At 71.7% G+C, this 23,123-nt stretch carries 19 protein-coding genes and 3 pseudogenes; 11 read left to right on the top strand and 11 right to left on the bottom strand.

All coding sequences use genetic code 11. From position 1 onward, the window contains the following. Positions 1-94: 94 nt before the first annotated feature. A pseudogene (locus AOK11_RS46715) lies at positions 95-271 on the top strand (transposase); the annotation flags it as partial. 71 nt (positions 272-342) lie between these two features. On the opposite strand, the gene AOK11_RS10840 reads toward AOK11_RS46715, so the two are convergent. Continuing rightward, positions 343-1,077 (bottom strand): D-Ala-D-Ala carboxypeptidase family metallohydrolase, encoded by a 735-nt coding sequence (locus tag AOK11_RS10840; protein WP_055593453.1) that lies wholly within the window; start codon positions 1,075-1,077, stop codon positions 343-345. Positions 1,078-1,412: 335 nt separating this feature from the next. Here AOK11_RS10840 and AOK11_RS10835 point away from each other — a divergent pair, with 335 nt between their 5' ends. From AOK11_RS10835 to AOK11_RS10825, 3 genes are all read left to right on the top strand, one after another. Continuing rightward, positions 1,413-2,261: a 3-hydroxyacyl-CoA dehydrogenase family protein gene (locus tag AOK11_RS10835; RefSeq protein WP_055593452.1), complete on the top strand. Its 849-nt coding sequence runs from the start codon at positions 1,413-1,415 to the stop codon at positions 2,259-2,261. A gap of 152 nt (positions 2,262-2,413) precedes the next feature. Beyond that, positions 2,414-2,737 (top strand): STAS domain-containing protein, encoded by a 324-nt coding sequence (locus AOK11_RS10830; RefSeq protein ID WP_055593451.1) that lies wholly within the window; start codon positions 2,414-2,416, stop codon positions 2,735-2,737. A gap of 283 nt (positions 2,738-3,020) precedes the next feature. Further along, positions 3,021-5,570 (top strand): ATP-binding protein, encoded by a 2,550-nt coding sequence (locus tag AOK11_RS10825; protein ID WP_055593450.1) that lies wholly within the window; start codon positions 3,021-3,023, stop codon positions 5,568-5,570. Between the two features lie 89 nt (positions 5,571-5,659). Here the strand turns inward: AOK11_RS10825 and nucS are convergent, their stop codons facing one another. Continuing rightward, positions 5,660-6,331 (bottom strand): endonuclease NucS, encoded by a 672-nt coding sequence (gene nucS / locus AOK11_RS10820; RefSeq protein WP_055593449.1) that lies wholly within the window; start codon positions 6,329-6,331, stop codon positions 5,660-5,662. Between the two features lie 366 nt (positions 6,332-6,697). Here nucS and AOK11_RS10815 point away from each other — a divergent pair, with 366 nt between their 5' ends. Further along, positions 6,698-7,090, top strand: coding sequence for an SCO5389 family protein (locus AOK11_RS10815; protein WP_055593448.1), 393 nt, complete (start codon positions 6,698-6,700; stop codon positions 7,088-7,090). Between the two features lie 92 nt (positions 7,091-7,182). On the opposite strand, the gene AOK11_RS10810 is transcribed toward AOK11_RS10815, so the two are convergent. Continuing rightward, positions 7,183-8,220, bottom strand: a complete 1,038-nt coding sequence (locus AOK11_RS10810) for an LLM class flavin-dependent oxidoreductase (RefSeq protein ID WP_055593447.1) — start codon at positions 8,218-8,220, stop codon at positions 7,183-7,185. Positions 8,221-8,464: 244 nt separating this feature from the next. Between AOK11_RS10810 and AOK11_RS10805 the strand changes: the two genes are divergently transcribed. Then, complete coding sequence (locus tag AOK11_RS10805; RefSeq protein ID WP_055593446.1) at positions 8,465-8,797, top strand: hypothetical protein; 333 nt, start codon at positions 8,465-8,467, stop codon at positions 8,795-8,797. Positions 8,798-8,846: 49 nt separating this feature from the next. Here AOK11_RS10805 and AOK11_RS10800 read toward each other — a convergent pair whose 3' ends face one another. The 7 genes from AOK11_RS10800 to mce all read right to left on the bottom strand — a co-directional run bounded on the left by AOK11_RS10800 (position 8,847) and on the right by mce (position 18,757). After that, positions 8,847-9,719, bottom strand: a complete 873-nt coding sequence (locus AOK11_RS10800) for an ABC transporter permease (RefSeq protein WP_055593445.1) — start codon at positions 9,717-9,719, stop codon at positions 8,847-8,849. After that, positions 9,716-11,005 (bottom strand): ABC transporter ATP-binding protein, encoded by a 1,290-nt coding sequence (locus tag AOK11_RS10795; RefSeq protein ID WP_055593444.1) that lies wholly within the window; start codon positions 11,003-11,005, stop codon positions 9,716-9,718. Before AOK11_RS10795 ends, AOK11_RS10800 begins: the two co-directional genes overlap by 4 nt. A gap of 189 nt (positions 11,006-11,194) precedes the next feature. After that, on the bottom strand, positions 11,195-11,965 hold the full coding sequence (locus AOK11_RS10790) for an ABC transporter permease (RefSeq protein WP_055593443.1): 771 nt from the start codon (positions 11,963-11,965) through the stop codon (positions 11,195-11,197). Positions 11,966-11,967: 2 nt separating this feature from the next. After that, the gene (locus AOK11_RS10785; RefSeq protein WP_055593442.1) at positions 11,968-12,921 is read right to left on the bottom strand and encodes an ABC transporter ATP-binding protein; all 954 of its coding nucleotides are present in this window, start codon (positions 12,919-12,921) and stop codon (positions 11,968-11,970) included. Between the two features lie 101 nt (positions 12,922-13,022). Further along, the gene (locus tag AOK11_RS10780; protein WP_055593441.1) at positions 13,023-13,958 is read right to left on the bottom strand and encodes a coiled-coil domain-containing protein; all 936 of its coding nucleotides are present in this window, start codon (positions 13,956-13,958) and stop codon (positions 13,023-13,025) included. Between the two features lie 235 nt (positions 13,959-14,193). Beyond that, positions 14,194-18,042: a polarized growth protein Scy gene (gene scy, locus AOK11_RS10775; protein WP_055593440.1), complete on the bottom strand. Its 3,849-nt coding sequence runs from the start codon at positions 18,040-18,042 to the stop codon at positions 14,194-14,196. 274 nt (positions 18,043-18,316) lie between these two features. Next, positions 18,317-18,757, bottom strand: a complete 441-nt coding sequence (gene mce / locus AOK11_RS10770) for a methylmalonyl-CoA epimerase (protein ID WP_055593439.1) — start codon at positions 18,755-18,757, stop codon at positions 18,317-18,319. Between the two features lie 147 nt (positions 18,758-18,904). Here mce and AOK11_RS10765 point away from each other — a divergent pair, with 147 nt between their 5' ends. Both AOK11_RS10765 and meaB read left to right on the top strand, forming a co-directional pair. Next, positions 18,905-20,146, top strand: a complete 1,242-nt coding sequence (locus tag AOK11_RS10765) for an acetyl-CoA C-acetyltransferase (RefSeq protein ID WP_079034764.1) — start codon at positions 18,905-18,907, stop codon at positions 20,144-20,146. Positions 20,147-20,213: 67 nt separating this feature from the next. Continuing rightward, positions 20,214-21,170 carry a methylmalonyl Co-A mutase-associated GTPase MeaB gene (meaB, locus tag AOK11_RS10760; protein ID WP_055571060.1) on the top strand — a complete coding sequence of 319 codons (957 nt, stop codon included), beginning with the start codon at positions 20,214-20,216 and terminating at the stop codon, positions 21,168-21,170. A gap of 123 nt (positions 21,171-21,293) precedes the next feature. Here the strand turns inward: meaB and AOK11_RS10755 are convergent, their stop codons facing one another. After that, on the bottom strand, positions 21,294-21,980 hold the full coding sequence (locus AOK11_RS10755) for a PepSY domain-containing protein (RefSeq protein ID WP_055593437.1): 687 nt from the start codon (positions 21,978-21,980) through the stop codon (positions 21,294-21,296). A gap of 116 nt (positions 21,981-22,096) precedes the next feature. On the opposite strand from AOK11_RS10755, the pseudogene AOK11_RS44695 reads away from it, so the two are divergent. The 3 genes and pseudogenes from AOK11_RS44695 to AOK11_RS10745 form a co-directional block, all read left to right on the top strand. Continuing rightward, positions 22,097-22,459: pseudogene (locus AOK11_RS44695) on the top strand (response regulator); the annotation flags it as partial. Between the two features lie 2 nt (positions 22,460-22,461). Then, positions 22,462-22,780 (top strand): winged helix-turn-helix domain-containing protein (locus tag AOK11_RS44690; RefSeq protein ID WP_240497292.1); only part of this gene is annotated, 319 nt, incomplete at its 5' end. Further along, positions 22,777-23,123: pseudogene (locus AOK11_RS10745) on the top strand (two-component sensor histidine kinase); the annotation flags it as partial. The gene AOK11_RS44690 and the pseudogene AOK11_RS10745, both read left to right, overlap by 4 nt.

Raw genomic sequence — 23,123 nt, 5'->3', positions numbered from 1 at the left:
CCGTGCCATCGGCGCCGGAGCGCAACTATCAGTGCTTGGTCAGGTCGGTGGGTGTGGGGTGTTTCTTTTGGGTTCGGTATGGCGTTGAGCGGGTGTGGCTCCGGACGAGATTGCTGCGGTGCATGGTGAGTCGGAAATGTTCGCGGAGGAGGTGTTCGAGCCGTTCGCGCGCAACGACCAGCGCCGGTGGGGGCAGGTCTACCTGCGCGGGCTGCTGACCGACGGCACACGTTGCGCTCCGGCGCCGATGGCACGGCGGGCGGGTCCGGATACCACGGCGGGCGGGCCCCGGTGCGGGCCCGCCCGTCGTGCCGTCCGGCTTCGGTGCGCCGGACCGGTCCGTCAGATCCCGCAGGTGGGGGCCGACCAGTACGGCGACGGGTCGTGGGCCACGTGGACGTGGTCGTTGTGGCCGGGGTAGCCGGGGCCGAGGATCTCCGAGAAGCCGTGGGTCCGGCTCTGCTTGGCGAGGGTGCAGAAGCTCGGCGAGCCGACCAGGTCGGCCGCGTCGCCGTAGAGGTGACGGCTGGTCGAGGAACCGCCGACCGCGTTGTTGCAGGCGTAGGAGCGGAAGCCGCTGGAGATGGTGATCGGCACGTCGCCGAGCTGGCGCCGCATGGCCTCCAGCTTCCACATGGTCTTCAGGGCGTTCGCCCTGGCGGTGGCCGCCGGGACCGCGCCGCCCGACCAGTCGGAGTTGCACTTGTTGAGTTCGGCGTAACTGAAGTGGACCGGTGTGCAGTCGGAGTCCTGGAGCGCGTAGATCTTGTTGAAGGTCGCCGGTCCGGCCACGCCGTCCGCGGCCAGTCCGTAGGCCGCCTGGAACTTCTTGACGGCGGCGGCGGTGCGGGCGCCGTACTGGCCGTCGTAGGAGAGCCGTTCGCCCGAGGTCACCCAGCCCGCGACCCGGATCTGCAGCTGGGTCACATCGCTGCCGGAGGAGCCCTGGGACAGGGAGCGGTTCCAGGTGTAGCAGTCGTCGGCGTGCGCCGTGCCCGCGGTGGCACTCACACCGAGGACCGTACCCGCCATGACCATGACAAAGGAGAGAAGGATGCGTGCCGTGCGTCCGAGCATGAGGGCCTCCCGGCCGTCGGTCGGTGGATGAGGTGGCGCCGCCGACCGGGCGGCGACCGTCGACCAGCGTGCGCCACACAGCTACGCGCGTCAACAATGCGCCCGTGAATCCGGGGAGTTGGTGACGGGGAGATCCGGTGAGCGAACCGTGCCGCCCGTCGCCGTCCGGGAGTGGCGCCGGAGCCGGGAACGGTACGGTCCTCGGGCGTGACGGGTGTCTCACGGCGTGAGACGTGACACGCATTACTAACCCCTCACACACCCGCTCACGGACGCTAGTGTCCGCGAGTGACAGACATGAACAGTGCGTGAGCGTTTCGAAGGGGAGTCGCACAGTGGCACGGAAGCTCGCCGTCATCGGGGCCGGCCTCATGGGGTCCGGAATCGCCCAGGTCTCCGCCCAGGCGGGCTGGGACGTCGTTCTGCGCGACGTCACCGACGAGGCGCTCGCGCGAGGCACCGGCGGGATCAAGGCGTCGTACGACAAGTTCGTGAGCAAGGGCAGGCTCGAGGCCCACGACGCCGACGCGGCCCTCGCCCGGATCACCGCGACCACCGACCTGGACGCCTGCGCCGACGCGGACGTCGTGGTCGAGGCGGTCTTCGAGAAGCTCGAGGTCAAGCACGAGATCTTCCGTGCCCTGGACGGGATCGTGCGCGAAGACGCCGTCCTCGCCTCCAACACCTCCGCCATCCCGATCACCAAGATCGCGGCCGCGACGCGGCATCCGGAGCGGGTCGTCGGCGTCCACTTCTTCTCGCCGGTGCCGATGATGCAGCTGTGCGAACTGGTTCGCGGCTACAAGACCAGCGACGAAACCCTCGCCACCGCACGGGAGTTCGCCGAATCGGTCGGCAAGACCTGCATCGTCGTCAACCGCGATGTGGCCGGCTTCGTGACCACCCGGCTCATCTCCGCCCTCGTCGTCGAGGCCGCGAAGCTCCACGAGTCGGGTGTGGCGAGCGCCGAGGACATCGACCTGGCCTGCAAACTGGGCTTCGGCCACGCCATGGGACCGCTGGCCACCGCGGACCTGACCGGCGTGGACATCCTGCTGCACGCCACCGGCAACATCTACGCCGAGTCCCAGGACGAGAAGTTCGCCGCCCCCGAGCTGATGCGCCGGATGGTTGACGCCGGTGACATCGGGCGCAAGAGCGGGCAGGGCTTCTACACGTACTGATCATCCCGAACACCCCGGTCGGTCACACGCAGGGGTGAATTCGGTATCGGTTCGCTTACACGGGGCAACCTCTGCGGGCTCCACACAGTCAGAGGTTGCATCACCGGCATCACGAAACGTGGAGCACGAGACGCACGCACCGGGGAGCGCATATGCACATCAGGGGCGACCACGCCGAGCTGGTCGTCGGGGGCCGCCTCGACGTCCGCAGCGCGGCGGACGCCCGTACGGTCCTGCACGCGGCCGTCGACGACGGAGTCGGCGACCTGCTGCTGGACCTGTCCGAACTGGACTCCTGGGACGCCACCGGACTCGGCGTGATCATGGGGGCCCACCGGCGGGCCGGCCGCTGCGGCCGGCGTCTGGTGCTGCGCGACGTACCGCCGCAGATGCAGCGCCTGCTGGTGGCCACCCGGCTGCACCGGATCCTGGCGATCGAAGGAGGTATCGGGGTGGACACGCTGCCCCGTGTATGAGGCGCGGGACGGGAGCCGCCGGCCGGGACCGGACGGACGGGCGGACCCGGGCCGACCTCGGTGGACCGTGCGGCGCGCGCACAATCCTCACGAGACCGTGACGTCCCGGACCGCCCGGTACCCCGAGCTGTCGTAGATACTGAACGAAGGTTTAGGGTTCGGCTGCCCGCTGCCTTGCAACCCTCGAGCGGGACCGGACCAGAAGCGACAGCGCGGTGTGCAGCGACGCCGGGAGTCCGAGGACAGGACCCAGGCACACAACGCTTTTGGGGGGCTAGGACCTATGGACCCGAACAACCCGGGACCCGAGGAGTACGGTCGCGACGGCGACGGGCACGCGCCGCGCCAGCGCCCGCCCAGGGATCCCCTCGCATCCGACTTCGGACCGCCCGCGCTCGCCCGCGCGGTGCAGCTCGTCTCCGGTGACTTCCTGCTCACCGTCAACCCCGTCGACGGCAGCGAGATAGAGGCCTGCCCGCCCGCCGAGCGGCCCGCCCGCCCGGCGAAGCTGACGGAGGCCGAGCGCGCCGGGACCGACCGCGCCGCGCAGCCGCCCGTCCCGCCGGGACCCGCGCAGCCCGTGCTGCCGCTGCTGGCCCGTGAAGGCGAGCGCGAGAAGCTGGTCCGGCTGCTCGCCCGCGGCCGCTCCGTGCTCCTCACCGGGCCCGCCGGCTCCGGCCGCACCCGGCTGCTCGACACCGTCGCCGAGGACTGCGCGGACCTCGCCCCCGACGGCGTCGTCCGTCTGAACGGCCATCGCCGCAGCAGCGACGACCTGCTGTACGACCTCTTCTACGCCGTCCACGGCGCGCCCCTGCACCGGCCCGGCCGGGAGGAACTGGCCGACTGCCTGCGGGAGGTCGGCGCGGTCGTCGTCCTGGACGACCTCGGGTTCGGCGGCGACGCCCTCGACGAACTGCTGGACGCCACCCCCGAGTGCGCCTTCCTGCTCGGCGCCACCCCGGACGTGCCGGCCCCGTCCGCCGGCTCCGGCCTCGAGGAGATCACCCTCGAGGGCCTCGACCGTGCGGCCGGCCTGGAACTGCTGGAGCACGCCGTCGGCCGGCGCCTCACCGAGGACGAGTCGAACTGGGCCGGCGACCTCTGGTTCGAGTCCGAGGGCCTGCCGCTGCGCTTCGTCCAGGCCGGCGCCCTGCTGAGGCAGCGCGACCGGCTGCGCGTCGGCACCAGCGCCGTCGACGAGTTCGGTGTCTTCGAGGACACCCCGCCCGAGGACCTGCCCGACGGCGCCGTCGAGGGCGACGAGATCCCGCTGCCCTCGCTCGGCGAGGCGGCCGCCCCCGCCCCGCTGCTCGCCTCCCGGCTCAGCACCTCCGCCCGGGCCACCCTGCGGTTCGCCGTCGCGCTCGGCGGCGAACTCCCGCACCAGGCACACCTGCCCGCGCTGGTCGGCGACACCCACGCCGACGCCGCTCTCGGTGAACTGGCCGCGTGCGGGCTGGTCTCCGCCGTCGGCTCCCGCTACCGGCTCGCCGCCGGTGTGCCGGCCCAGCTGGAGGCCGCCGGGTACACCGACGACATCGAGGAACAGGCCCGTACCGCCGCCCAGCACTACGCCTGGTGGACCGGGCACCCCTCGGTCACCCCGGAGCGGGTCTGCGCCGAGGCCGACGCCGTGCTCGCCGCGCTCGGCCTGCTGTCCCCGCTCACCTCGGACGGCGGCGAGGGCGAGCCCGGCACCGCCGTGCAGCTGGCCCGCTCCGCGGCGCCCGCGTTCGCCGCGGGCCTGCACTGGAGCGCCTGGGAACGGGCGCTGCGGGCCGGCGCCGAGGCCGCCCGGCACGCCGGGGACGTGGCGGAGGAGGCCTACTTCCACCACGAGCTCGGCATCCACGCCCTGTGCACCGGTGACCTCGACCGTGCCCGCGCCGAGCTGGAGGCCTCCATCGGCCTGCGCGGGGTCCTCGCCGACAAGCGCGGCACCGTCGCCGGACGCCGCGCGCTGGCCCTGGTGGCCGACCTCTCGGGCATCCCGATGGCGCTGCTGCCCACCGTGGGGGAGGAGGTCCCCGACGCCCACTACGAGGAGTCGGTGTCGCCGCCCCGCGGGGTGCCGACGGCCTTCCCGGAGCTCCAGCCGCCCGCCGACGCGGGGCTGATCGTCCACCGCACCGGGCCCGTGTCCCGGCCCGTGCCCGCGCACAAGGCGGGCACCGGACTGAAGGGCCTGGCCCGGCGCAACCTCGTGGCGGCCGGCGCGGGCGCGCTGCTCGTCGCCGTGCTGGGCACGGTGGTCACCCTGGGCGCCACCTCGGAGAACGACGCGGGCACCCCGTCGGGGGACGTCGGCGTCAACCCGTCCGCGAGCCAGGGCGTCGACGACGGCAGCCTGGGCGCCGACCCGCGGGCCGACGAGAACGGCGACACCGGGAACGCCACCAGCCGGCCGACCGACCCCGGCCCGGACGGCACCCTCGGCACCTCGGACGACCCGACGCCGACGGCCACCGAGTCGGGCGAGGCCTCGGACGACCCGAGCGGCACGAAGGAACCGGACGACCCGACGACCGGTACCGAGCCGACGAAGCCCACCGATCCGCCGGCCTCGTCCTCCAAACCGCCGACCTCCAGCAAGCCGGCCGAGCCCACGGACGACCCGACGGAGCCCACCGAGGAGCCGACCGAGCCGACGACCGAGCCCACGGTCGAGCCGACGGACGAGGAGCCCCCGCCGCCGGAGACGTCCAACTCCGCCAGCGGTCCCGCCCCGTCCACCCCGGCGGAGACGGAGTCGCAGGCGAGCAGTTCGGCGAGCGTCCCGCAGAGCGGCGACGAGGGCACGCCCAGCGGCTCCGGGACGACGGTGATCTGACGGACGCACGCTCCGCACGAAGGGCCGGACTCCCGAGAGGAATCCGGCCCTTCGCGCATGCCGTGGCGGCGGCGCCACGGCGGTGACGGTCAGAACAGGCGCAGCTTGTCGTCCTCGATGCCCCGCATCGCGTCGTAGTCGAGGACCTGGCAGCCGATGCCCCGGTCGGTGGCGAGCACCCGGGCCTGCGGCTTGATCTCCTGGGCGGCGAACACACCACGCACCGGGGTGAGATGCGGATCGCGGTTCAGCAGCTCCAGATAGCGCGTGAGCTGCTCGACACCGTCGATCTCACCACGCCGCTTGATCTCCACCGCGACGGTCCGCCCCTCGGCGTCGCGGCAGAGGATGTCGACGGGGCCGATGGCGGTCATGTACTCGCGGCGGATGAGGGTGTAGCCCTCGCCGAGCGTTTCGATACGGTCCGCCAGCAGTTCCTGGAGGTGCGCTTCCACGCCGTCCTTGATCAGGCCGGGATCGACCCCCAGTTCGTGCGAGGAGTCGTGGAGGATCTCCTCCATCGTGATGATGAGTTTCTCGCCCGCCTTGTTGACGACGGTCCAGACCCCCTCCTCGTCGCCGGTGCCCTCCTTGAGCGCACAGGGCGGCGACATCCAGTTCAAGGGCTTGTAGGCCCGGTCGTCGGCATGGATCGACACGCTGCCGTCCGCCTTGACCAGGATCAGACGGGGTGCCGAGGGCAGGTGCGCGGTGAGCCGCCCGGCGTAGTCCACGGAGCAGCGGGCAATGACGAGACGCATGGTCGGCAACGCTACTCGACGGGCCGGGGTCGATGCGATTCGCCCTCACGGGCACTCCGCCGGCGCACGCGCGCAGCACCGCGGCAGGCCCCGCACAGCAGCCGCACAGCCCTCGCGGCCGACTCACAGGAGCCCCTCAGGACCCTCGCGACGCGTCCTGTATCTCCTGGAAAACGCGTGTTCGGCGATGGCCGATTACCTGCCTAAAGGAAGTCCCACATCCGGGGATTCGCCTGGTGCGGTCACGGTCCGTTGCTTACGGTATTGAACGGGAGGTCGCGAGATGTGTACGCAGCGTGTCGCACATTGCGAGCTCCCGTATCTGTCAGGCAACCCCCGCACCGCGGGGGTGCGAGAGGAGAACCCATGTCGCTCGACGTCTCACCGGCCCTACTCGAACAGGCCGAGCGAGGCGAGGTCGACGAAGCTGACTTCGTCGACTGCGTCCGGACCTCCCTGCCCTACGCGTGGGAGATGATCAGTTCCCTGGTGGCTCAGCTGAAGGTCGACGGTGGAGAGTTCGCCGACAACCAGACGCCCCCGCCGGACGAGCAGGCACGCGGTCAGCTGCTGCGTGCGCTCGCGAGTGACGCGATCCGCGGAGCGCTGCAGCGGCACTTCGGTGTCCGGCTGGCCTTCCAGAACTGCCACCGGTTGGCCGTGTTCCCGCTGGACTCCTCGGTCGACGAGAGGCTGGCCAAGTTCACCTCGGTCCGGGGACAGCTGCTGAACCAGTCGCCGGAACTGCGCGACTGCTGACGCACGACGTCGGTCGCTTGCCGTCCCGTACGCGGGAGGTGCGGTCTTTCTTCGCACCGGGGCGGCAAGCCATCACCGGACCCCCGACTCGTTCAGGGCCTGTCGGCGAGTTGGGGGATCACCTCGGATCCGAGCCGCCGTACGTTCTCCTCGGTCGCCGCGAGGTCGCCGGAACCCTCGACGAGCAGCGCGAACCGGGAGATGCCGGTCCGCTCGCTGGTCGCGGCGAGCCGGTCCGCGCACAGCCGCGGGGGGCCCACCGGGTGCAGCCCGCAGAGCAGTTCGGTGTAGGCCAGCGGGTCACGCATCCGCCGCTCCCGGCCGTCCACCGTGACATGGGCCCCGAGCCCCTGCCGCAGCCAGCCCGGCATCGCCTTCAGCAGCGCCTCCGCCGCGTCGGTGCGCCGGTCGGCGATCTGGCAGACCCCGGCCGACACGTGGGACGCGCGGTGGACCTCCGGCGCCGGCCGCCCGCACGCGCGTGCGTGACGCTGCCACAGGGAGACCATCTCGGCCTTCTCCTCGTCCCCGACGTGCATGCCGAGCAGCATCGGCAGCCCGCGTTCGGCGGCGAGCCGCACGCTCGCCGGAGAGGTGCAGGCGACCACGACCTCGGGGCCCGGGGCTTCGGTGAGAGCCTCCGACGGGCGCGGGACGACGGGCACTTCACGGAAGCGGTACCGCTCCCCGTCGGCCGCGACGGACGGCTCGCGCAGCCAGCGCAGCAGCAGATCGAGCGATTCCGGGAAGTCCTGCTCGTACGCCTTCAGGCCGGCTCCGAACACCTCCAGGTCGACCCACGGCCCGCCGCGCCCGATGCCCAGCGAGAACCGTCCACCGCTGGTGACGTGCAGCAGCGCGGCCTGCTCGCCGAGCGCCACCGGGTGGACGGTGGGCAGTACGCTCACCGCCGTGCCGACCCGGATGCGACGGGTGCGGCCGAGCAGTAACGCCGCCAGGGTGACCGCCGAGGGGCAGGTGCCGTACGGCACGAAGTGGTGCTCGCCCAGCCAGACCGCGTCCAGCCCGGCCTCCTCGGCCAGTTCGGCGCAACGGACCGCTCGGTGCAGTGCCTCCCCCTCGCCCTGCCCGGGGAACCGGGCGCCCAACACGAAACTTCCAACGCGCATCACTTTCCTGCTTCCTTGGCTCCGACACGGAGCTCCCCCGCAGGGCATAACCGTCTGACACGTGCCGAGGACACGGCGGAGAGGGGGGAATTTGCGGATTGTCTGCAGAATGGGCGGTTCCGGAGCCGGTGTTGCGCTGCCGTGAAGGGACGCTTGTGATGATTGGTTCCGTACGCCTACCCGGCTTCGCCCCGCGTAGGCTGGATGCGGTCCCTGCATCCTGTATAGCCCCGTGAGGTGTCCTGTGTCCCCGCGTCGCAACCGAGCCAAGGGAGCCGGTTTCTCCGGCCAAAGCGCCGAGGACGACCGGTCCGGGCGCTACGGCGGCTGGCAGTCCACGGAGAGCTGGCACGACGAGGAGTGGAACGTACGGCACGTGGCGGGGGCCAGCGCCCAGGGCAAGGCGTACCGCTGCCCCGGCTGCGACCAGTTGATTCCGGACGGGGTGCCGCACGTGGTGGCCTGGCCGGAGCACGCGGGGGTCGACGACCGCCGGCACTGGCACAAGGCCTGCTGGAACGCCAAGGACCGCCGCACCACGCGGGTGCAGCGGTCCCGTAACGCGCCGAGGTTCTGAGGGCCGCCGGGCCGCCGGGCCCTCGCGGCCGGGGGCCCCGGGGCCGGTCCTACACGTCCCGCTTGCCGAGCAGCGCGAAGGCGCCGCCGAGCACCACGGCCGTGAGCCCGATCATGATCCACAGCGGGTCCCAGCCGGACGGGCCGGACGTGCTGAGGGAGTTGGCGTAGAAGATGCTCAGCTGGTTCGGGATGGAGTACTCGAACAGCGCGATGCGCACGTCCTCCAGCGAGGAGGCGAACATGAACATCGCGATCACCAGCGGGGCGAGCACGGCGCCGATCATGAGGGTGATGGCACCCGCCGAGTGCCGGACGATGGAGCCGACGGCCAGCGAGAGCGTGCCGAGCAGCGCGATGTAGAGCGAGATGCCGACGGTGGCCTTCAGCCACTCGCCACCGGTGGGCTCCCCCGCGTTGCTGCCCTCCAGCATCGCCACGTGCAGGAACGCGACGGCCGTCACGGACACCAGCGTGACCACGAAGGCGATCAGGAAGAACACCAGGGCCTTCGCCGCGAGCACCCGGCCGCGTGAGGGACAGGCGACCATGGTGGTGCGGATCATGCCGGTGCCGTACTCCGAGGCCGTGGTCAGCACTCCCAGCGTGATGATGCACATGATGCCCAGGAGCAGGCCGAAGAAGCCCATGGACAGTGCGTTCTCGCCGCCGAGGTCCGGGTCGGTGCTCGCCACCACCACACCGGTCAGCAGGCCGATGCCGACGACGAGGAGCACGAACACGCCCAGCGTCCACATCGTGGAGCGCACCGACTTGATCTTCGTCCACTCGGAGGCGAGCGCATGCCCGAAGTGGGTGCGCACCACCGGGATCGGCGAGGCGTAACCGGGGTACGGGGAACCGGGCGCCGCCGCCCCCCATGCGGGCGCGGCCGGCTGTGTCGGGGGCTGGGGCGTGCTCATCGGGCGTCCTCGGGCTTGGTCACGTCGGAGCCGGCCGGGCCGGCGGGAGCGGCCGGCGACGCGGCCGGAGCGGCGGCCGGGGCGGCCGACGGGGGAGCGGCCACAGCGGCGCCCTGGCCGGGCTGCGGTACGGGCCGGGCGTACGGGTTGGCCACCGGGGCCACCGGTGCGCCCGGAACCGCTCCAGGGGCGTCCGGAGCACCGTACGGGCCCGCCGGGGCCTGCGGTGCGCCCGGCGCCGCCGCGAAGTGCTGACCGCCCTGCTGGGGCGGCGGCGGGGCGTACCAGCCGATCTGGCCCTGCCCCGGCACCGGTACCGGCGGCTGCGCGCCCGGCGGGAGGGGCTCCTGGAACCCCTCCTTCTGGTCGATGGTCGAGCGGTAGTCGACCGCGCCCTGCGTCATCCGCATGTACGCCTCCTCCAGCGAGGCCTGGTGCGGTGACAGCTCCCACAGCCGTACGCCGGCCTCGTGGGCGATGTCGCTCAGGCGGGGCAGCGGCAGTCCCGTCACCCGCAGCGCGCCGTCCTGCTCGGGCAGCACACTGCCGCCCGCCTCGGTGAGCGCGGCGGACAGCTTCTCGCGCTGCTGCGGCTCGGTGTCCGGGGTGCGCACCCGCGCGAAGTCGGCGGAGTTGGCGGAGATGAAGTCCTTCACGCTCATGTCGGACAGCAGTTGCCCCCGCCCGATCACGATGAGGTGGTCGGCGGTCAGCGCCATCTCGCTCATCAGGTGGGACGAGACGAAGACCGTACGGCCCTCCGCGGCGAGCGACTTCATCAGGTTGCGCACCCAGAGGATGCCCTCGGGGTCGAGGCCGTTGACCGGCTCGTCGAACAGCAGCACCTGGGGGTCGCCGAGCAGCGCGGCGGCGATGCCGAGCCGCTGGCCCATGCCCAGGGAGAAGCCCTTGGAACGCTGCCGCGCCACCTCGTGCAGCCCGACCACGCCCAGCACCTCGTCCACGCGGCGGGCCGGGATGCCGGACAACTGGGCCAGGCTCAGCAGATGGCTGCGCGCGGACCGGCCGCCGTGCACCGCTTTGGCGTCCAGCAGCGCGCCGACCTGCCGGGCGGCGTTGGGCAGCCTGCGGTAGGGATAACCGCCGATCGTGACGTGGCCCGCGGTGGGGTTGTCGAGACCGAGGATCATCCGCATCGTCGTCGACTTGCCCGAGCCGTTGGGGCCCAGGAAGCCGGTGACGGCGCCGGGCCGCACCTGGAAGGAAAGGTTGTACACAGCGGTTTTGTCGCCGTACCGCTTGGTCAGGCCGACTGCCTCGATCATGCTCCGCCCCATCGAGAGGTTCAGGACAACGGGGGCGCACACCCCCGTAAGGGTTAGGAGGATATCGAGAGGTTGACGGTTCCGCCCAAGGCGAGGTAAAAACCGGGCCGCTCCTCCGCGTCCCCCCAGGATCTTTCGTCCGGATCGTGCCGGGTGCGCGGGGCTCCGGCACGATCCGGACGAAAGGCCCTACGCGTCGCGCTTCTTCAGCAGCAGGTAGCCGCCGGCGAGCGCCGCTACCACCCACAGCACCATAATGCCGAGTCCGCCCCAGGGCCCGTACGGGGTGTCGTCGTCGAGCGGCGGCACCACCTGCATGATCCTGCTGCCGGCCTGATCCGGCAGGAACCGGCCGATCTTCTTCGTCGCGTCGACGTTGCCCAGGATGTTGGAGATCAGGAAGAAGAACGGCATCAGGATGCCCAGCGACAGCATCGGGGAGCGCAGCATCGTGGCGACGCCCATCGAGAACACCGCGATCAGGGTCATGTACAGACCGCCGCCGATCACGGCCCGCAGTACGCCCTCGTCCCCGAGGGACGCCTTGTACTCGCCGAGCACCGCCTGTCCGAGGAAGAAGGCGGCGAAGCCGGTGGCCAGACCCACGACGAGCGCGAGCGCGGTCGCCACCCCGATCTTGCCGGCCAGGAAACCGCCCCGCTGCGGCACGGCCGCCAACGAGGTGCGGATCATGCCGGTGCTGTACTCGTTCGACACCACCAGCACCCCGAACACGATCATCGCCAGCTGACCGAGACTCATCCCGGCGAAGCTGACGAACGTCGGGTCGAAGGCGATCCGGTCGCGGGCGCCCATCCTGTCGAACTCGTTCGCCGACAGCGCCGAGATCAGCATGCCGAGCACGAGGGTGACGACCACCGCCAGGGAGAGCGTCCACACGGTGGACGCCACCGACCGGATCTTGGTCCACTCGGACCGGATGACCTGCGCCGCCGCCATGCTCAGTCCTTCTTCCAGCCGTCGCCCCACTGCTGTGGGGGCGCGGGCGCGTCGGAGTGCGCGTGGTACTCCACCGACTCCGCGGTCAACCGCATGAACGCCTCCTCCAGGGAGGCCCGCTGCGGGCTCAGCTCGTGCAGCACCAGCTGGTGCCGGGCCGCCAGCTCCCCGATCCGCTCCGCCTCGGTGCCGTCCACCTCCAGCGTCGCGCCTCCGCTCTCCACGACCGTGATGCCGGCCCCGTGCAGCACGTCCAGCAGCCGCTCCCGCTGCGGGGAGCGGATCCGGACGTACGCACGGGAGTTGTGCGCGATGAAATCGGCCATGGAGGTGTCCGCGAGCAGTCGGCCCTGACCGATGACGACCAGATGGTCCGCCGTCAGCGCCATCTCGCTCATCAGGTGGGAGGAGACGAAGACCGTGCGGCCCTGCGCCGCCAGCGTCCTCATCAGCGTGCGGATCCAGTGGATGCCCTCGGGGTCGAGCCCGTTGACCGGCTCGTCGAACATCAAGATGCGCGGGTCGCCGAGCAGCGCGCCGGCGATGCCGAGCCGCTGGCCCATGCCGAGCGAGAACCCCTTGGCCTTCTTCCCCGCCACCGACGACAGCCCCACCGTGTCCAGTACCTCGTGCACCCGCTGCCGGGGGATGCCGTTGCTCTGGGCGAGGCACAGCAGGTGGTTGAAGGCGCTGCGGCCGCCGTGCACGGCCTTGGCGTCGAGCAGGGCGCCGATGTACTTCAGCGGGTCCTTGAGCCGGTCGTAGTGCCTGCCGTCGATCCGGACGTCACCCGCGGTGGGCCGGTCCAGGCCCAGCATCATCCGCATGGTGGTGGACTTGCCCGCGCCGTTGGGACCGAGGAAGCCCGTGACGATGCCCGGTCTGACGGTGAACGTCAGATTGTTGACCGCCACCTTCTCGCCGTACCGCTTGGTCAGCCCCTCGAGCTCGATCATGCCGCCACGCTAGAACGGGACAAAGCCCCCTGCCACCTCAGTGACAGAGGGCTTCGCCGATGTTCAGCCACCGTATTCCGGCCGGTAACCGGAACCGCCGGCTACCGGGTCTGCTGGGCCGGAACCCCGCGGGACGTGCTCTCCTCCTCGGCCGGCGAACCGGCCGCGGCCACCGCGGCGCCCGTGAGCGTCGCCAGCATCTCGCGGACGTTGGTCAGCTGGGCGTTGATGGAGTCGCGGCGGTTGGTCAGCGCGGCCAGCTCCCGCTCGGATTCCGAACGGATCCGGTCGGCCTTGGCGTTGGCGTCGGCCACGATGTCCTCGGCCTGGCGCTGGGCGGTCTCCACCGTCTGGCGGGCCCGGCGCTCGGCGTCCGTGCGCAGCTTCTCGGCCTCCAGGCGCAGCTGCTCCGCCCGGTGCTCGATCTCGGCGAGACGCTTCTCGGCCTTGGCCTGACGCGACGCCAGGTCGCGCTCGGACTGCTCGCGGCGCTTGGCGAGGTTCGTCTCGAAGTCGGCGGCGGCCTGCGCGGCCTTCGCACGGGTCTCCTCGAAGAGGGCGTCCGCCTCCTCGCGCTTGGACTGGGCGTCCTTCTGCGCGTCCGACCGCAGCTGCGAGGCCTCGCTCTGCGCCTTCTCGACGATCCGGACGCCGTCGTCCTCGGCCTTGGCCTTGCGCTCGGCGGAGTACGACTCCGCGTCGTTGCGCACCTGCTGGGCGGCGGACTCGGCGAGCTCGCGGTGCTGCTCGGCCGCGCGACGGGCCTCCTCACGGAGGTCCTTCGCCTCCTCCTCGGCCAGGCGCAGGATCTTCTCCACGCGCGCGCCGAGACCCGCGTACGACGGCTCGGCGTCGGTGACCTGGGCCTGGGCGTTCTGCGTCTCGAGGTGGAGCTCTTCGATGCGCTTTTCCAGAGCGGTGATGCGGGCGAGAGCGCTGTCACGGTCGGAGACGAGCTTGGAGATTCGTTCGTCCACCTGAGCGCGGTCGTATCCACGCCGCACAAGCTCGAAGCCGTAGGGGGAAGTGTCGCTCATGGGTTTCCTGTCGAATGAGACCGGTGAGGTGATACGGGGAATCCTAGGCGCCGAAGCGCTGTGTCATCGAGCGGATGCACGTTTGATACGGAGAATGACACCCCTTTCGGGTGGCTGACCCCCTGAGTGCTTGCCCAGTGCATACTCAAACCCCCTGACTGGCAAGGGATTTCACCTGCCGGCAGGGGGTTTCTCACATCATCGAAGAATTTTGCCCGGTTCGCCCTCAGGGGCCCTAACTGTCCGAAGACTTGCTCCGCTGGCCGGGCGTTCCGGCCGTCGCGGCCGCCTTCATCCCGTGGTCCTTGCCGCCGCCCGGCGCCTCGAACGACTCCAGCGCTTCCAGGACGTCCTGCACGCGCGAGATCTCGGCGTTGATGTCCTCGCGCCGCCGCACCAGGACCTCCAGCTCGCGCTTGCCCTCCTCGACCGTGGCCCGTGCCTCGCGGATCGCCTCGGCCTTCAGCTCCTCGGCCTCCTTGACCAGTGTGGCCTTCTTCTGCTCGGCCTCCTTCAGGAGACCCTCGGCCTTCTTCACCGCGGCGATACGCACCTTGCCCGCCTCGGAGTTGGCCTCGGACACGATCTCCTTGGCCTTCGCCTGCGCCTTGGCCAGCTGCTCCTCGGACGCCTTGATCAGCGCGTCGCAGCGGTCGCCGGTGGACTTCATGGTCTCGGCCGCCTCACGGCGGGCCCGCTCGTGCAGCTCCTCGATCTCACCGGTGATCCGGTCCCGCAGCTCCTCGGCACGCTCCCTGATCCGGGTCGCGTCCCGACGGGCCCCGACCAGCAGCTCGTCCGCGTCCGTACGGGACTTCTCCACCCGGGAGTTGCCCTCGATGGTCGCCTCGGCGACGAGCCGGTCGGCCTCCGTGCGGGCCGCGCCGACCATCGAGTCGGCCTGGGCCTCCGCGTCCGCGGTGGTCTTCTGCGCCTGCTGCTGCGCCTCGGTGAGCAGCTTGTCCGCCTCGGCGGCGGTCTCCGTGATGAGCGTGTCGACCTGCTCGGCCGCTTCCGAACGCCGTTTGTTGGCTTCCTTGCGGGCCTCGTCGAGGGTGCGCTCGGCCTCCTCGCGCGCGGACGTCACCAGCCGGTCCGCCGCCTGCTCCGCGTCGGCCTCGACCCGCGCGGACTCGGTGCGGACCCGCTCCGCGTGCTGCTGCGCCGAACCGACAGCCTGGGCCGCCTCGGCCCGCAGCCGCTCCGCGTCGCCGGACGCGTCCGAGATCAGCTTCTCGGCCTTGGCCACCGACTCCGTACGCAGCCGGTCGGTCTCCGCGATCGTCTCCGCGGTGAGCCGCTCCGCCTCGCCGCGCGCCTCCGTGATGAGGGTGTCCACCTGGGTCGCCGCGTCCGAACGGATCCGGTTGGCGTCCTCCCGGGCCTCGGCCCGGGTGCGCGACGCGTTCCGCTCGGCCTCGGCGACCGCGTCCGACGCCTCCGTGCGCATCCGCAGGGTCTGCTCGGAGACCTCCGAACGGACCCGTTCCGCCTCGGTGATCGCCTCGGACACCGTGCGCTCGGCGAGCGCCTTGGCGGCCTCCGTCTCCTCCCGCGCCTCGCGCCGCATCCGGCCGGCGTCCTCGCCGGCCCGCTCCCGCTCCGCGTAGGCGTCGGAGCGGACCCGGTCCGACTCCTCCTCCGCCTCGCGGCGCATGCGGTCCGCCGCGTGCTCGGCGGCCTGACGCAGCCCGGAGATCTCCTCCTGCGCCTGCTCCTGCAGTCCCGCGACCGAGTCCCGCACCTGCTGGGCGTTCTGCTCGGCCGCCGACACCATCTCCGTGGCACGCCGGTCGGCCTCCTCGACCAGCCGTACGGCCTCGGCCTGCGCCTCCTCCACCCGCTTGCGGGCCGAGGCCAGCAGCTCCTCGCTCTGCTCCCGGGCCCGCTCGCGCTCCTGGTCGGCCTCCGTGCGGGCCGCGCCCAGCAACTCCTCGGCCTCGCGCCGGCGCCGGGCGGCCTCCTCCTGCGCGCCCGCCAGCGTCTCCTGCGCCTCCGCGCCGAGCCGCTCGGCGGCGGCCCGTGCCTCGGCCCGCATCCGGTCGGCGCTCTCCTGCGCCTCCGACTTCAGCCGCTCCGCCTCCGCCGAGGCCTCCGACCGCAGCTGTACGGCCACGGACTCGCCCTCCGCGCGGGACGCCGCCGCGTCCGCCGCGGCCTCGTCGCGCAGCCGCTCGGCCTCCGCCTGTGCCTGCTGCCGCAGCGTTCGGCCCCGCTCCGCGGCCTCGGTGCGCAGCCGCTCGGCCTCGTCCGCGGCCTCCCGGCGGATACGGCCCGCCTCCTCGCGGGCGTCGCTCAGCGCCTGCTCGGCCGAGGCGAGCCGCTCCTCGGCCTCCGTGTGCAGCCGGGTCAGCTCCTCGGCGGCCTCCGCGCGGCGCGCGGCGACGGCCCGCTCGGTCTCCTCGTGGACCTCGCGCGCGGCCCGCTCGGCCTCCTCCTTGACCGCGTCGGCCTGCTCGGTGGCCTCCGCGCGGTGGCGCTCCGTCTCCTTGCGCGTGCGCTCCAGCGTCTCCTCGGCCTGCCGGCGCAGCGTCGTGGCGCGCTCGATGGCCTCGGTGCGGACCTTCTCGCTGTCCGTCTGCGCGGTGGAACGCAGCTCGTCCGCGTCCGCCTTCGCCTTCGCCAGCAGCTCCTCGGCGGACCGGGCGGCCTCCTCGATCTGCGACACGGCCTGCTTACGGGCCTCCGCGCGGATCTTCTCGCCCTCGGCGACCGCGTCGGCCCGCAGGTGTTCGGCCTCGCCGCGCAGCCGGCGGGCCTCCTCCTGGAGCTCGACCGTCTTGGCGCGGTACTCCTTGGTGTCGTCCTTCGCCGCGCCCTTGAGCTGCGTGGCGATGTCGTGCGCCTCGGCGCGCAGCCGGTCCGCCTCCGCCTCGGCCTCGCGGCGGATCCGCTCGGCCTCCTCGGCCGCTTCCCTGGTGGTCCGCTTGGCTTCCTCCGACGCCTTGTTGAGCACGTCCTCGGCGGTCCGGGCCGCCTTCGACAGCTGGGTGGCGCTCTCCTCGGCGGTGATCGTGCGGGCCTTCTCGGCGGCCTCCGCGACGATCTTCTCCGCCTCCGCGCGGGCGTCCGCGACGACCTGTTCGGCGTCCGCCTTGGTGGTCTCGGCCTCCTTGGTGGCCTCACTGACCAGCCGGGCGACCTGCTCCTTGGCCGTGCGCGTACGGGTCTCATTGGCGGACTCGGCGGAGGCGAGCGCCTTCGACGCGGCCTCCTTCGCCTCGGCGAGCACCTTGTCCGCCTCGGCGCGGGCCTCGCGCAGCGCCTCCTCGGCGGCGGACATGCGCTGCTCGGCGGCCTTGGTGAGCTCCTGGGCCTCGCGGCGGGTGGACTCCGACTCGCTGGCCGTCGACGACCGCACCTGCTCGGCGTGGTCGGTGGCCTCCTGCGCCTGCGTGGAGGCGGCGGCCAGCAGCCGCTCGGCGTCCGCGCGGGCCCGGCGCAGCGTCTGGTCGGCCTCCGTGCGGGCCGCCTCGGCCTCGCTCCGCAGCCGGTGACGGGCCTCGGCGGTCACCCGTTCGGCCTCCGCGCGGGCGGCGGACAGCGCCTGCTCGGCCTCCGCGCGGGACTCGTCGAGCAGCCGGCGGGCCTGCTGCTCGGAACGGGCCCGCACCTGCTCGGCCCACGCCACGTTCTCGTTGACGTGCGACTCGACGGTCTGCCTGCGCTCCGCCAGCTCCTGGTCGAGCTGCTGGCGCCGGGTCACCGCCTCCTGGTGCAGTTCCGACTGGAGCCGGGCCGCCTGCTCGGCGTGCTCCTGGAGGATCCGCTGGGTCTGCGCCCGCACCTGGCTCAGCTCGCGCTCCGCGTCCGCGCGGAGCTGGTCGGCCTGCATCTGCGCGTTGCGCAGCAACTGCTCGGCCTGGTAGCCGATGTCGCCGCCCTCGTAAGCGGGCCGGGACATGATGGTGCGCCGCGCCTCGTGCAACTTGGCGCGCAGCACCTCGACCTGGTAGCCGAGGTCGTCGGCGTGCTGGATCGCCTTTTCCCGCTCGGTCTTCAGCCGCTTCATCTCGGCTTCGAACCGAGAGAGGTGGTCGACGTCAGCCGCCGGATCTCGCTCCTGGCTCTCGTAGCCCCGCACTGCGCGGTCCCATCCGTCCCCTGGTCGCAACTCTGGCCGAGCCCCGTCCAACCGCCGAACGGGACCCCCGGGGAATGGTGTCAGATCAGCGGAGGAGTAGGCGCTGCTACCCCCGCGCTTGCCCCCCGAAACCCGGACCCCGGTACGTCCTGCTGACAGGATCGGCGACGTTCACCCGAACGGATGCAGTCGTCACCTTTTCTGACGGCAGGACATGATCGCCCTGGATCGAGCGGCGACCGCACCCAACCCTACCGGCCCTTATGTACGTGGGTCAGTGCTCAGGTGACTCAACAGGTGCCGAAGTGACCAGTTCTGTCAGTACGCCATGACAGTCCTTGGGGTGCAGGAAGGTGATTCGTGACCCCATGGAGCCGCGACGGGGCTCTTCGTACAGCACGCGTACGCCCTTGTCCTTGATCGCGGCGGCCTCGGCGTCGACGTCCGCCGTACCGAAAGCGATGTGGTGGACTCCCTCGCCGTTCTTCGCGAGCCACTTCGCTACGGTGGAGTCCTCCCTGGTCGGCTCCAGCAGCTGGAGGTAGGAAGCGCCCCCGTCCGAGGTCTCGTTGATCTTCAGCATGGCCTCGCGCACGCCCTGCTCCTCGTTGACCTCGGAGTGGAACACCTCGAAGCCGTAGGTGGCCCGGTAGAACTCCACGGTCGCGTCGAGGTCGTGGCAGGCGATTCCGATGTGGTCGATTCGCGTCAGCATGGATTCAGTGGAACCGTCCCCGGACGGTTACGCAACGTGCGCGCGATCACACCGACGGCCCGATGACGGGGTGGACCGCAGCTCAGTACATTCGAAGTAAACCCTCGTTCACTCCTCGGCTGTGCAGCCGGAAGGGGATCGCAGCTCATGACTTCTGCATCTTCCGCATCTTCCGCACCATCCGCATCGACCGCGGCGAACGGCACGACGTCCGTCATCGTCGCGGGTGCCCGGACCCCGATGGGCCGGTTGCTCGGCTCGCTCAAGTCCTTCTCCGGAGCCGACCTCGGGGGCTTCGCGATCAAGGCCGCCCTCGACCGTGCGGGGATCGGCGGCGACCAGGTCCAGTACGTGATCATGGGGCAGGTGCTCCAGGCCGGGGCGGGGCAGATCCCGGCACGTCAGGCGGCCGTCAAGGCCGGCATCCCGATGAACGTCCCGGCGCTCACCGTCAACAAGGTGTGCCTGTCCGGCCTCGACGCGATCGCGCTGGCCGACCAGCTGATCCGGGCCGGCGAGTTCGACGTGGTCGTGGCCGGCGGCCAGGAGTCCATGACCAACGCCCCGCACCTGCTGCCGAAGTCCCGCGAGGGCTTCAAGTACGGTGCGGTCCAGATGGTCGACTCCATGGCGCACGACGGTCTGACCGACTCCTTCGAGAACGTCGCCATGGGCGAGTCCACCGAGAAGCACAACACGCGCCTGGGCATCGGCCGCCCGGAGCAGGACGAGATCGCCGCCCTGTCCCACCAGCGGGCCGCCGCCGCGCAGAAGAACGGCATCTTCGAGGCGGAGATCACCCCCGTCGAGATCCCGCAGCGCAAGGGCGACCCGGTCCTCTTCAGCCAGGACGAGGGCATCCGCGCCGACACCACCGCCGAGTCGCTGGGCAAGCTGCGTCCCGCCTTCGCCAAGGACGGCACGATCACCGCCGGTTCCTCCTCGCAGATCTCGGACGGTGCGGCGGCCGTGGTCGTGATGAGCAAGGCCAAGGCGCAGGAGCTCGGCCTCGAGTGGATCGCCGAGATCGGCGCCCATGGCAATGTGGCGGGACCCGACAACTCCCTGCAGTCGCAGCCGTCCAACGCGATCGCCCACGCCCTCAAGAAGGAGGGCCTCGAGGTGTCCGACCTGGACCTCGTCGAAATCAATGAGGCCTTCGCGGCGGTGGCCGTGCAGTCGATGAAGGACCTCGGCGTGTCCACGGAAAAGGTGAACGTCAACGGCGGTGCCATCGCCCTGGGACACCCGATCGGGATGTCCGGCGCCCGGCTGGTGCTGCACCTGGCACTGGAGCTGAAGCGGCGCGGCGGCGGTATCGGCGCGGCGGCGCTGTGCGGCGGCGGCGGGCAGGGTGACGCGCTGATCGTGCGGGTACCCAAGGCCTGAGCAGGCCGCCCGGCCGTCGGTCCGGGCAGATCCCTACGGCAGGTCCCTACTTGTGAACGGAGCAGTGATGCAGGACGTCTCCACTCTGGTGGCACGGGCCAGGGAGGGCGCGCCGCGTGCCGTGGCCCGGCTGATCTCCCTGGTGGAGGGGGCGTCCCCGCAGCTGAGGGAGGTCATGGCGGCCCTGGCACCGCTGACCGGCAACGCGTACGTGGTCGGTCTGACGGGTTCGCCGGGCGTCGGCAAGTCGACGTCCACCTCGGCGCTGGTGAGCGCGTACCGCAGGCAGGGCAAGCGGGTCGGCGTCCTGGCCGTCGACCCGTCCTCGCCGTTCTCCGGCGGCGCGCTGCTCGGAGACCGGGTCCGGATGTCGGAGCACGCCTCCGACCCCGGCGTCTACATCCGCTCCATGGCGACCCGCGGCCATCTGGGCGGCCTCGCCTGGTCCGCGCCGCAGGCCATCCGCGTCCTCGACGCGGCCGGCTGCGACGTGGTCCTGGTGGAGACGGTCGGCGTCGGCCAGTCGGAGGTGGAGATCGCCTCCCAGGCCGACACGTCGGTGGTTCTCCTCGCGCCCGGCATGGGCGACGGGATCCAGGCGGCCAAGGCCGGAATCCTGGAGATCGGCGACGTCTACGTCGTCAACAAGGCCGACCGCGACGGTGCGGACGCCACCGCCCGCGAGCTGAACCACATGCTGAGCCTCGGCGAGTCCCGGGCCCCCGGCGACTGGCGGCCGCCGATCGTCAAGACCGTCGCCTCGCGCGGGGAGGGCGTCGACGAGGTCGTCGAGGCCCTGGAGAAGCACCACGCGTGGATGGAGGAGCGCGGGGTCCTGGCGGAGCGCCGGCTGGCCCGCGCCGCCCGCGAGGTCGAGACGATCGCCGTCACGACCCTGCGGGAGCGCATCGGTGACCTGCACGGCGACCGCCGCCTGGGCGCGCTGGCGGAACGGATCATCGGCGGCGAACTGGATCCGTACCGCGCGGCGGACGAACTGGTGGCGGGGCTGACGCGGGGCTGACGCCGGGCCCGGGCCCGGTCCGCGAGGGCCGGCGGGAGCGCACGGGAAGGGCGGTGCGGGCACCTTCGCCCGCACCGCCCGTCTGTTCACGTGGCCGGTTCGGAGGTCCGCCCGGATCTCCGCTCAGCGGTCGTCGCGGTCGTCCGAGTCGTCGTCCGCGGTGACCTTGCCGCTGTTCAGGCCAACCCGCCACTCCCGGTCGTCCCCGCCGGCGGTGACCGTCTCGACCTCCCAGCCCTCGGTGTCGTCGTCGTCCAGGTCCACCGACGTCACGGTGCCCTTGGCGGCCGCCGCCTTCGCGGCCTCCTCGGCCGTCACCGACGTGCCCTTCAGCGCGGCGCGCACCTCGGCGGCGTCGTCGTCATCGTCATCCCGCTCCGAGCCCAGGACCTTGCCGCTGCTCGGGTCGATCCACACGCTGTACCAGGTGTCGCCGCCGCCGAGGATGTCGACCTCCCAGGCCGCCCTGCCGCGGTGCTCGCCGTCATCGTCGTCGTCCATCTCGACGGAGACCGCGGTGCCGGGCTGGTGCTTCAGCGCGACGAAGACGGCCTCGGCGGCGGTCACGTCCGCGGAGAGCGCCCGAGCGTCGTCGTCGTCCAGGTCGTCGCGGTCGTCGCGGTCGTCGTCACCGTCGTCGTCGCGCCGGTCGTCCCGGTCGTCGTCGCGGCCGTCGTCGTCCGATCCCCACGTGTCCACCTGGTGCGTGCTCGTCGGCTCGTCGTCCCCCGAGACCGCGATGGCCGTCGCGGTGCCTCCGCCGACCAGTGCCACGGCGGTGACGACGGCGATCGCGATGTTGCGCTTCATGTGGGTTCCTCCCCGGTCGCTGTGTTTTCGACGTCCTCAATCTCGCCGATCAATGCTGAGAGGAACCTGAAATCGCCTGAAGTGATCTTCAGGTTCGTTCTGCGACCCTTGTGCCCATGTGCCCACCCGTCGCCCACCACCACCCTGCCGGAGGCGCTTCGCGCCGCACCTCCCGATTGTTGATCGTGGAGGACGAGAAGCGGCTGGCCCTGTCCCTCGCGAAGGGTCTGACCGCCGAGGGATACGCCGTGGACGTCGTCCACGACGGCCGGGAGGGCCTGCACCGGGCCACGGAGGGCACGTACGACCTCGTGATCCTCGACATCATGCTGCCCGGCCTCAACGGCTACCGCGTCTGTGCCGCCCTGCGCGCCGCCGGACACGACGTGCCGATCCTGATGCTCACCGCCAAGGACGGCGAGTACGACGAGGCCGAGGGCCTGGACACCGGCGCCGACGACTACCTCACCAAGCCGTTCNNCCGCCGGGGACAGGGCGCCGGGGCCTCGTCGGTGCATGTGCTCGGGGACCTGAGGATGGACACCGCCGCCCGCCGGGTCTTTCTGGCCGAGGACGAGGTGACGCTCACCGCCAAGGAGTTCTCCGTGCTCGAGCAGCTGGTGCTGCGGGCGGGCGAGGTGGTGTCCAAGCCGGAGATCCTGGAGCACGTCTGGGACTTCGCCTACGAGGGCGACCCGAACATCGTCGAGGTCTACGTCAGCGCCCTGCGCCGCAAGCTGCGCGCCGGGCTGATCCGGACGGTGCGCGGCGCCGGGTACCGGCTGGAGACGGCGCCGTGAACCGCCTGTTCGGCTCGGTCCGCTCCCGGGCGACGCTCGGCGCCACGCTCGTGGTCGCGGTGGCCCTCTTCGTCACGGGTGCCGCGGTCCTGCAGGCGCTGCGCTCCAACCTGACCGCCGAGGCGGGTACCCAGGCGGAGGGCACGGCGCGGGCGGTCGCCTCCGAACTCGCCGCGCGGACCCCGTACGACCAGTTGTCGGGGCTGGGCAGCAAGTCCGGGCCCGTGCAGGTCGTCGATGAGGACGGGAACCTGGTCGCGGCCAGCGAAGACCTGCAGCGGATCAGCGGCACGGTCACCGACCGGGTCGAGCCCCGCCCGTCGTCCCCCTCCCCCTCGCCCTC

It is taken from the genome of Streptomyces hirsutus (assembly GCF_001418415.1).
In the GTDB taxonomy this organism is placed as follows: Bacteria; Actinomycetota; Actinomycetes; order Streptomycetales; family Streptomycetaceae; genus Streptomyces; species Streptomyces hirsutus.
Note: the sequence above shows the minus strand (reverse complement) of the source record. Positions and strands in the feature narration are given on the sequence as shown.